Genomic DNA, 7,040 nt, shown 5'->3' with positions numbered 1-7,040 from the left:
CCTGCCTGCTTGTTATTCTCGATATCCCAATAGTTTACACCGATCTCTTTCTCTGCAACAGGCTTCACTTCTACATAAATCCAGCCGTCACTGATTGCTATATCGCCAGTAGAAACTATTTCATAGCCTTTCGGTACATCTGTCAGGGCGCTGGTATTCACATTAGTTGCAGTTCCTGCTACTGTTACTTCACCTTCCCCTGCCTGCTCGTTATTCTCGATATCCCAATAGTTCACACCTACACTCTTAGTTTCCTGGTTACCTTCCGTCGCAAACGCCACCGACGGAACAGAAACACACAGCATCAGAACCGCCAGTAACCCTGCCATCAGACGATGCAGCTTTTTCGTCTTCAACATTTCATTACTCCTTTTCATTCATAAAATTTATTCCAAACCGCCGCAGCCTGGGCCCTGTTTTTTCGGCCGCAGCGTTTGAAATCCTGAAAGTCACATAAGGCCTGCCGAAGGCGTACGCCCTCAGGGCCAGCGCGCCGGCACCAGCGGGTCGGGATTTACCGTAACTGTGTCAGCTTCAGGGCTCTCCCCTTCCCGCAAGGGGCGGGCCATTACCACCAGACGGGCATCTTCCATCTGGTACGTGCAGGTGCACAGAGACAACAGCTTTTCATCTGCGCGCACATAATCCCCTGTCGTGTAAAACGCCCTCTGCTCTATCTCATCCAGATATTCCTGCTCTTCTTCATCACTTTCAAAATCCACATACGTGTTAAATGCAAAATAATCTGCGTCTTCTGTACGCGCCGTGACCGCATATACCGCCACAACCTTATACAGACTGCTTTCATACAGCGTGTCCAGCTGGATGACCGGGTGCTCCACATAAAAATCCGGTTCATAATATTCCGCCAGAGCATCAAACCGGCTGCTCATATGGTGGCCGTAGATAATCAGATGACGTCCCTCTTTCACATCGCATTCATAATCCACAAAGGGCAGGCCGGCGGCGTCATACTCGCCGTCCAGGTTGTGATGCAGATAAAATTCATTGTCCGTCGTCTGCAGCACAGGCAGATCCACCGGTGTATCCTCAATCGTCATCCAGCCCACCACATCCGGATTGCGGGCCAGAATCGAAGCATATTTTTCACGCTGCGCCGCCTCAATTTCTTCCGCAGACAGCTCTTCCTCTGCATTTTCTCCGGAATCGCCGGAATCTCCGGCTCCGGACGGCTCAATCACCGTGACGACAGGTGTCCCCGGCTTTTCCTGTCTCAGCCTCCATTCGCCAAACCACTCCGGCCCTTTCCAGATGAGAAGCGCAATCAGGGCCGCTCCCAGAGCATAGAGAAGCATTCCCGCCGCATGCTTCACCCATTTCACAGGTCAGCCTCCACAAAATAAGCGGACCCATCCTCTCCACTGGAAAGTTTCTCCTGATAGGCAACCGTCAGCTTGTCCGCATCCTCCGGAATCTGCACTACCATAACGCTGTCATAGCTGTCACCCGGATAAAGCGTGTAGGAATAAGGCGTCATATCCTCATCTACCGCAGCCAGACAGGTGCCGAAATCCTCTTCCCCGTCTCCCCACTGCAGCTGAAAATCCTGGGCAAACATCGTATATTTTTCATCACTGGTATTGGTGACAGACAAATCCATCCGCACCAGCTTACTCCCATCATTCGGTATCAGGATTCCATAACTTCGAACTACGGAAATATCACTGACAACGAAATCAAACAGTCCTGTGTGAACTGTTTCTCCTGCCTCTGCATATATATCCGGAGACTCGCCGGAAGAACAGGCCGTCAGCACCGCTGCAAGCAGCAGCACAGCCCATCTCACATGACGGCCCTTTTTTATTTTCACTGTCTTCCCTCCATTTTCCCAAATATAGTATGTCAGCTCTCAGAGCTACCACATAATGCCGATTATGTGGTACGTTTTTACCGTATTTTGAGTTATTTTTCCAGAATTGGATGTGAAAACTGTTTTTCTTGAATCTTACAATCTTCCAGAAAACAGTAAACTGCGGATATCCGCCTGAAGAAGAGCGGTACAGAAAACATCTGAAAAGAAATACACGCAAAACAAACCGGTCCTGATTCGGCCGGTTATTTGTCATGCAATTCTTGAAATTTATAAGTTTTTCCGAAATTTTTAACCTGTTTTCTCGAAAGTACAACGAAAAACACTTTTGAAACTTCGTTATTACTGTTGATTTTTCCGCCAGGAAATGGTAAACTATGTATAGTCAAATCTCAGAGAAACATTACGTACAACATAATCGGCATTATGTTGTTTTTTTATTTCACAGAACCAGTCCCAGCCTGCTTATCTGCCTCTGATGCTCTCTTCCCGTGGAAATAATATAAATGCGTGTCGTATTGATGCTGGAATGTCCCAGGATATCCGCCAGCTTTGCAATGTCTTTTTTCATATTATAATAGGTTCTCGCAAACAGGTGGCGCAGATTATGGGGAAACACCTTTCCGGGGCTCACGCCCGCTTCCCGGCACAGCGCTTTCATTTCTCTCCAGATATTGCTCCGGTCCCAGGGCTTTCCTCCATCCGTTATGAAAACCGGGCCGGAACGGATTTTCTTTCTGCGGATATACTGTTTCAGAATCATCTGAAGCTTCCGGGGCAGGAAAATCTGGCGGCATTTTCCCTTGCACGACACCTCCGCGCTTCCCCGGAATACAGCCGCCACCGTGATAGCGGAAAGCTCGCTGATGCGGATGCCTGTAGCGCAGAGCGTCTGAAGGGCAGTCTCCAGCCGTTCCTTTTTCTGCTTTCTGGCCGTCTCTACCAGTTTTCTGTATTCTTCCTTTGACAACTCCTTTTCCTGGGGACAGAAGATTTGGTTCTGTACACGCAGCTGGCGTACACAGCAGTCTGACCAGCCGCAGTACCGGAGAAAACCATTTATGGAAGAAAGCATGGAATTGACACTCCGCACAGCATAAGTCTCTTTCAGTTTTTCTTTGCAGGCCATCACCTCCTGTCTGCTGACAGGACGCCCCGACAGCCAGGATCGGAAGGCGCAGAGATCTCTCATGTATTTTTCTATTGTATTCCGGCTTTTTTCTTCCTCTTCCAGATACTTTCTGTAGCGCAGCAGCATATCTTCCGTTATAATTCGTTCTTCCATTGTAAACAATCCCTCCTGCAGATTTTATTCTTCATCCTTTTCATTTTGCTGCTATTTTCCCTTTTCATACCTGTCTGATTTCACATTTTTCAATATGTGCCGGCTTTCTTTAAATGCGTTTGTATTTTCATGTTGCACAATGTCTGTCTTTGTCTTTTCCATTTTTATCCTTGATTTTACGTTTTAAGCAGATTATAATATTCGCATAAAACGACTCCCTTTACCGGGAATTTCGTTTCTGAGATCGCCTCACAGCCCGCACTGCTCTTTGCATTTTGCCTGTCCGCACAAAATCCACATCAAAGGAAGGAGGAGGATTCATGCAGCAGAAGCCCGCTTTCCATCCGGATACCTGCTGTCTTCTTCACGCCGAAGCCCATGACCTGGGAGTGGCGGAAGGAAAAGCAGAATGTATTCTGGAAACTTTATCTGATTACGGCAGAATTCCACTGGGAATTCAGGAAAAAATTTTGAAACAGAAAAGCTTTTTTCAGCTAAAGCACTGGTTTCTTCTGGCCCGCCAGGTTCAAACTGTCGAGCAATTCATCAATCGGATGTAGAGCCGGAAGCATATGCCTTTTTTCTTCTATTCTTATTGTTCTGATTTTCTGTTTTTTCTTATTTACATGTAAAAGGTATTTCATGCGGAGCATTTACCCTGTAGACTGCCTGAGACATCAGACTGCCAATGATAAACAGGTCCACCATAAAGGCCTGAAACAAATACAGCAGGGATCCTGTGCTCCGGCAGATATTTTCCGCCCGACACCTTTCCCTGCTGTTTTTGCGTTCCTTTGTTTTCTGGTATTCTTTTCTGATTTCCTGTTTTTACGATTCTTTGTTTTCCGGTTTCCCGTATTTTAAATTTTCTTTTTCTGCTTTTTCCTGTTATCCCCGCAGCTCTTTTTCTGCCATGGCAAGAGCGCTTGCAATTACTGCGTCCATATCATAATACCGGTACTCTCCCAGCCGTCCTCCGAAGATCACATTTTTTTCTTCTTCTGCCAGCTTTCGATACTGCTCATACCGGGCGCTGTTTTTCTCATCGTTGACCGGATAATAGGGCTCCTCTCCCGGCTTCCACTCTGAGGAATATTCCCGGCTGATAACCGTTTTGGGAAGTTCTCTGCCTTCCGCGTCTTTTCCGAACTCAAACCATTTGTGTTCAATGATCCGCGTCCAGGGTGTCTCCCTGTCCGTGTAATTTACCGCCGCATTTCCCTGGAAATTGGGGATATCCAGCACTTCTGTCTCAAAACGGACGGAACGGTACTCCAGATATCCCAGCTGATACTGGAAGTACGCGTCAATGGGGCCTGTGTATACCACCTTCTCTGCAAGACCGTCCAGTTCTTCCTTCTTTTCCAGATAATCTACGCCCAGGCGTACCTCGATGCCGTCCAGCATCGCAGCCACGAGGGCTGTATAGCCCCCTTCCGGAATTCCCTGATACAGAGCGTTGAAATAATTATTGTCAAAGGTAAAGCGGACCGGAAGCCTGCGGATGATAAAGGCCGGCAGCTCTGTACAGGGCCGTCCCCACTGCTTCTCCGTATATCCCTTCACAAGCTTCTCGTAGATATCTGTTCCCACCAGGCTGATGGCCTGCTCCTCCAGATTCTTCGGCTCTGTGATTCCGGCCGCCTTCTTCTGTTCTTCAATCTTGTCCGCGGCTTCCTGCGGCGTCACCACTCCCCACATTTTATTGAAGGTGTACATATTAAAGGGAAGAGAGTAAAGCTCCCCATGATAATTCGCTACCGGAGAATTGGTAAACCGGTTGAACCGGGCAAATCTGTTCACATATTCCCATACCTGCCGGTTGTTCGTGTGGAAGATGTGGGCTCCGTACTTATGCACCTGGATGCCCTCCACCTCTTCTGTGTAGACATTGCCTGCGATATGAGATCGTTTATCGATGACAAGAACTGATTTCCCCTGTTCCTTTGCCTGCCTTGCAAACACAGCGCCGTAAAGTCCCGCGCCCACGATCAGATAATCATACATAGGATTATTTCCTTTCTTCTGTGATACCTGAAAGTATACCATACTTCAGCTGTAAACAGAAGGGGATCTTTTCCGTTCCTGAGCATCCGGTCCGGAAAAAATCCCCCGTTTTTTATTTCACGTTTTTTATTTCACGTTTTTTGTTTTGTGTACTTATTTTGCGTATTTATTCCGCAGTCTTATGCGCGTGGAAATGAAATACCGCTCAGCCCTGCCTGCGCACAGCTTCAAAATAGGCAAAGAGCCCCTCCGCCAGGACCGGGTCGATCACCGGAATTCCCAGATCCTTCTCCAGATCCCGGGCGATGCCGATGGTTGCCAGACCTGTGCAGCCAAGAGCAATTACCTCCGCGCCCATTTCTTTCAGCTCCCTCGCTTTCCGGAAACAGGATTCTCTTCCTTCCGGCGTCATCAGATCGAGTGTGCTGTTTACTCCCTCGGGTCTTCCCACAGCCACCAGTTTTTCCGGCGGAATCATCCGCAGATAGGCCTTGGGAGCATAATCCACAATTCCCAGAACCGCGATCTTTTCCCCGTAACGGAGCGCCAGCGCGGCTGTGGTCTCTCCGCCTCCTGTCACCGGAATACCTGGAAGCGCCTCACGCACCTCGGGCACACCCGGATCGTCGGCGCAACTGACGATAATCATATCCACATCTTCAAAGGACTTTGCCGTCTCCACAATCTTGGGCACCGCAATCCGCTCCAGTTCATGGCTGTGAATTCCTTCCGGCTGATCCGGAATACATTTGGAAACACAGCGGATTCCGGGATAATGCTCCTCGATAAACCGCCCATGCATACCCACAAATTCCGGATCGTCAGAGGTCAGAACACGGATGACTCCCACAGTAAATTTTTTATCCATGATCTATTTCCTTCCTTATTCCTTATACCTTATACACAATATTCCATGTAATCTATACGCAGCCCTTCTATGCCGATACCTTCTGCTTCCGCGCAAGGAGAAATCCTAAACCACGAATTTCCCCTTATCAATAATCAGTTTGTCATCGAAATACAGCGTCGGCTTAAGGATGATTCCATCCATATGGCAGTCCGCCTTATTGACGCCTCCGAAGGAGGTATTGGTTCCGAAAGCGATATGCACGGTTCCGTACACCTTTTCATCTTCCAGAATAATGCCGTTCAGAATGGCGGCCTCATTTGTGCCGATCCCCAGCTCTCCTACTGTGGCATTGCGCTCATTGGCCAGAAGGACCTCCAGCTTGCCGTCCTTATCACCCTCGATCTTCTGAAGCTTTCCGTCACGGATAATGACCTTCAGAGGAGCGTCCAGCTTGCCGATGCCGACCATGGAACCGTCAATAATCATCTCGCCATTGACGCCGTCCTCCAGAGGCGCGATATAGGCTTCCCCGGAGGGCAGATTTCCGCTCTGTCCGGCCTCCCTGTATACGCCGGGACTGGGAACTCCTTTTCGTCCTTCCAGATTCAGAGTCAGCACACAGCCGTCCTTTTCGATTCTGGCTGTCTGACACTCCGTCAGCATCTCCGTGATCTTCGCGGTCAGCTCTGCCACAGCGCTGTAATCTGCCGTCATGGCCCCCTGGGAGAACATCTCCTCCGTGATGCCCGGCATGGTAGCCACTCTGGTGCCTGCAGCCACTGCCTGGATTCTGGCATTGGTATGGGTCAGGGATTTGGCTGTGGGGCAGATCACGATATCCGCCGCTTTCATGGCTTCCGCAATCGCCTTCGGCGGCTCTTCGCCGTTGAGCTTCCGCTCCTTCATCACAGTCATCATGGCCTCACAGCCCAGATTCTTCGCGCCCTCATACAAGGCCTGCGCGATAGAGACCCTGGTGTCATCCGTGACGATAAGGACCTCTTCCCCGGCTTTCGCTCCCAGACAGTCTCTTAACACATTTTCAGAAATCGTTACTAAATCCATTG

At 49.1% G+C, this 7,040-nt stretch carries 8 protein-coding genes; 1 reads left to right on the top strand and 7 read right to left on the bottom strand.

Features of this window, described 5'->3' with window-relative positions; all coding sequences use genetic code 11:
* The 4 genes from B5E82_RS14745 to B5E82_RS14730 all read right to left on the bottom strand — a co-directional run.
* Positions 1-359, bottom strand: a 359-nt coding sequence (locus B5E82_RS14745) for a hypothetical protein (protein WP_140393158.1), incomplete at its 3' end; no start/stop codon positions are given.
* A 120-nt stretch (positions 360-479) separates the two neighbouring features.
* Positions 480-1,343 carry a class B sortase gene (locus B5E82_RS14740; protein WP_087308310.1) on the bottom strand — a complete coding sequence of 288 codons (864 nt, stop codon included), beginning with the start codon at positions 1,341-1,343 and terminating at the stop codon, positions 480-482.
* Positions 1,340-1,831 (bottom strand): DUF4352 domain-containing protein, encoded by a 492-nt coding sequence (locus tag B5E82_RS14735; protein WP_162610797.1) that lies wholly within the window; start codon positions 1,829-1,831, stop codon positions 1,340-1,342. The genes B5E82_RS14740 and B5E82_RS14735 overlap by 4 nt, the downstream gene beginning before the upstream one ends.
* A gap of 442 nt (positions 1,832-2,273) precedes the next feature.
* The gene (locus tag B5E82_RS14730) at positions 2,274-3,116 is read right to left on the bottom strand and encodes a tyrosine-type recombinase/integrase (protein WP_087308308.1); all 843 of its coding nucleotides are present in this window, start codon (positions 3,114-3,116) and stop codon (positions 2,274-2,276) included.
* Positions 3,117-3,436: 320 nt separating this feature from the next.
* Here B5E82_RS14730 and B5E82_RS14725 point away from each other — a divergent pair, with 320 nt between their 5' ends.
* Positions 3,437-3,676, top strand: a complete 240-nt coding sequence (locus B5E82_RS14725; protein ID WP_087308307.1) for a hypothetical protein — start codon at positions 3,437-3,439, stop codon at positions 3,674-3,676.
* 328 nt (positions 3,677-4,004) lie between these two features.
* Here B5E82_RS14725 and glf read toward each other — a convergent pair whose 3' ends face one another.
* The 3 genes from glf to B5E82_RS14710 all read right to left on the bottom strand — a co-directional run bounded on the left by glf (position 4,005) and on the right by B5E82_RS14710 (position 7,038).
* Positions 4,005-5,123: a UDP-galactopyranose mutase gene (glf, locus tag B5E82_RS14720; protein ID WP_087308306.1), complete on the bottom strand. Its 1,119-nt coding sequence runs from the start codon at positions 5,121-5,123 to the stop codon at positions 4,005-4,007.
* A gap of 205 nt (positions 5,124-5,328) precedes the next feature.
* Positions 5,329-5,991 (bottom strand): aspartate/glutamate racemase family protein, encoded by a 663-nt coding sequence (locus B5E82_RS14715; protein WP_087308305.1) that lies wholly within the window; start codon positions 5,989-5,991, stop codon positions 5,329-5,331.
* A 105-nt stretch (positions 5,992-6,096) separates the two neighbouring features.
* Positions 6,097-7,038: an aminopeptidase gene (locus B5E82_RS14710; RefSeq protein ID WP_087308304.1), complete on the bottom strand. Its 942-nt coding sequence runs from the start codon at positions 7,036-7,038 to the stop codon at positions 6,097-6,099.
* Positions 7,039-7,040: the final 2 nt, after the last annotated feature.

Source organism: Lachnoclostridium sp. An138 (genome assembly GCF_002160765.1).
Taxonomy (GTDB): domain Bacteria; phylum Bacillota; class Clostridia; order Lachnospirales; family Lachnospiraceae; genus Laedolimicola; species Laedolimicola faecalis.
Note: the sequence above shows the minus strand (reverse complement) of the source record. Positions and strands in the feature narration are given on the sequence as shown.

What these genes read in the sequence shown, in the direction of transcription:
- B5E82_RS14730 (WP_087308308.1), bottom strand. Translation starts at nt 3,116, where the DNA reads ATGGAAGAACGAATTATAACGGAAGATATGCTGCTGCGCTACAGAAAG.
- B5E82_RS14710 (WP_087308304.1), bottom strand. Translation starts at nt 7,038, where the DNA reads ATGGATTTAGTAACGATTTCTGAAAATGTGTTAAGAGACTGTCTGGGA.
- glf (WP_087308306.1), bottom strand. Translation starts at nt 5,123, where the DNA reads ATGTATGATTATCTGATCGTGGGCGCGGGACTTTACGGCGCTGTGTTT.
- B5E82_RS14725 (WP_087308307.1), top strand. Translation starts at nt 3,437, where the DNA reads ATGCAGCAGAAGCCCGCTTTCCATCCGGATACCTGCTGTCTTCTTCAC.
- B5E82_RS14715 (WP_087308305.1), bottom strand. Translation starts at nt 5,991, where the DNA reads ATGGATAAAAAATTTACTGTGGGAGTCATCCGTGTTCTGACCTCTGAC.